Origin of the sequence: Candidatus Symbiopectobacterium sp. (assembly GCF_020054415.1) — a bacterium.
Taxonomy (GTDB): domain Bacteria; phylum Pseudomonadota; class Gammaproteobacteria; order Enterobacterales; family Enterobacteriaceae; genus Symbiopectobacterium.
Genome location: NZ_JAHWCO010000235.1, coordinates 1 through 1,720, shown reverse-complemented (window position 1 = coordinate 1,720; position 1,720 = coordinate 1). Strand labels below are relative to the sequence as shown.

General features: G+C 48.3%; 3 protein-coding genes and 1 pseudogene. 1 reads left to right on the top strand and 3 read right to left on the bottom strand.

The annotated features are described in order from the left end of the window. Positions 1 to 438: pseudogene (locus QZ506_RS06890) on the bottom strand (IS21 family transposase); the annotation flags it as partial. A 126-nt stretch (positions 439 to 564) separates the two neighbouring features. Beyond that, complete coding sequence (locus tag QZ506_RS06885; RefSeq protein WP_291969998.1) at positions 565 to 813, bottom strand: hypothetical protein; 249 nt, start codon at positions 811 to 813, stop codon at positions 565 to 567. Between the two features lie 392 nt (positions 814 to 1,205). Between QZ506_RS06885 and QZ506_RS06880 the strand changes: the two genes are divergently transcribed. Further along, positions 1,206 to 1,385 carry a hypothetical protein gene (locus QZ506_RS06880; protein WP_291969997.1) on the top strand — a complete coding sequence of 60 codons (180 nt, stop codon included), beginning with the start codon at positions 1,206 to 1,208 and terminating at the stop codon, positions 1,383 to 1,385. Positions 1,386 to 1,462: 77 nt separating this feature from the next. Here the strand turns inward: QZ506_RS06880 and QZ506_RS06875 are convergent. Next, positions 1,463 to 1,720: IS1 family transposase (locus QZ506_RS06875; RefSeq protein WP_291969995.1), on the bottom strand; the 258-nt coding region annotated here is incomplete at its 5' end.

Sequence of the window (1,720 nt, the reverse complement as noted above, 5' to 3'; positions counted from 1 at the left end):
GAACCCCAGCGTGTTAACCGCGAAGTTAACCCTGCATCGTTGCCCGGCAACCTCAGCCTCAACTTCCCCCCAGTCATGCTGAAGCTGGTAACCGGGCTGAGTTTCGAAGCGAACCGTTTTCTTCGATGGCCGCATCTTACGCTTGGGCTGGATGTAGTAACGCAACATGGAGCGTCCATCGGTATAACCCATCGCTTTAATTTCCGCGAGGATGACCTCGCCGTTCCAGACGTTCTCTGCCAGACGCATGTCGATATAGTCCATGAACGGCCTGAGTTTGGCCATTTTGTGGCGTGTTTTTCTGGCCGGAGGTTCAGGGTATTTCAGGTAGCGTCTGACAGTCCGCTCAGAGCAACCAACCTGAGTGGCAATATCGACAATATACGCACCCTGCTGGCGCATTTGCTTTATCATGTAAAAGTCCTCTCTGCTCAGCATGCTGATGTCATTTCTGGTGTGAGAACATGAAGGAAACAACATGTTGGGTGGAGCGGACAATCCAAATGGTGAATTACCGTCTTATATCACTGGCGTTGACAACGCCTTCTAATCAGTGCTGCCAAGTTAATATGTCTGCCTTACTCTGGCGGTAATGCCATACTCCGTTTTCGGCTTGCTGTGCCAGATGCGATGGTTAAGACGCTTAACAATGTCGTACTTTTCGGCGAAACGGTTAATTTGTTCTCTGAACTTGCTCAGTAAGCCGAAATTAATTCGTGGCGCACGTTTGTGCTTGAAGGCCAATTCAATTCGGTTAAGCGCTTTGCGTTTTTCTGGCTTCTGCCCCAATACATTATCGATACGGGATGTCACCAGTTCACGACGGATTGCCTCTGCCTTGCGTCTGGCATGACGGCGAATAGCGGCGTTGGTTCTGCTAACAGGATTAACGGATTTACGGATTTACGGATTTACGGTAAATGATAGTAGCCATATTCCCTCCAAAAGATGGTGTTGGTGGTATGGTGAACGGGTATAGTCCTGGTGTTGGCTATAATTTTTATTCAGCCCACCACACCCCAAAAACATCTGGGCAAAGGTTCGGAACGTTGTCGGTGCCTTCCGTAGAGCGCGAGGCTCGTTGTAAAAAGAGCGGTTAAAACAGAGCAGACTCATTAATCCGCTGTGGTTTAATGCCTGGTTTACTTCTCCACCTCAGGCGGCGGTGGTATCCCCTTATTCCCTATAACCAAAGAGGAAATTTTATGTCAGATAAATTAAATCCTTTAACAAACCCAGAGCGGGCAGCTCATGAGGTTGTGCTTGAAATGGTCCGTGCAGGAACGTTGAGCAATACACCCGATGTGTCCAATGCATTTACCCTTCTGATGAATCATTACCGCAAGGAAATGAAGCGGATCCATCAGGAGAATACAGCTCAATAAACGCACCTCTTATATCTCGGGCCAGTGTTTTCGCTGGTTCGACTCCATGGTCGTGTATTCAATGAGTTGATGTAGCATCAAACGCAGTACTCGCGTTCGATGTAAGTACCGATGATCCTATCGGGCATTTCGGATGATTTTGAATATCCGAGCGTCTTGCGATTGGGCCGTTTCAATCGGTTAGGCAGTGTCAGATGTGCACACTCAATACGCTGCGTATACAGCTTGCTAACAATGTGTTTTACTTCTGGAAGTTCGTCGTTGTAAGCCCTGTAGCCATCCTTGTTTGCATGACTGACGACGGTAACGCTGATGGCCACTTTTGCCATAACCGT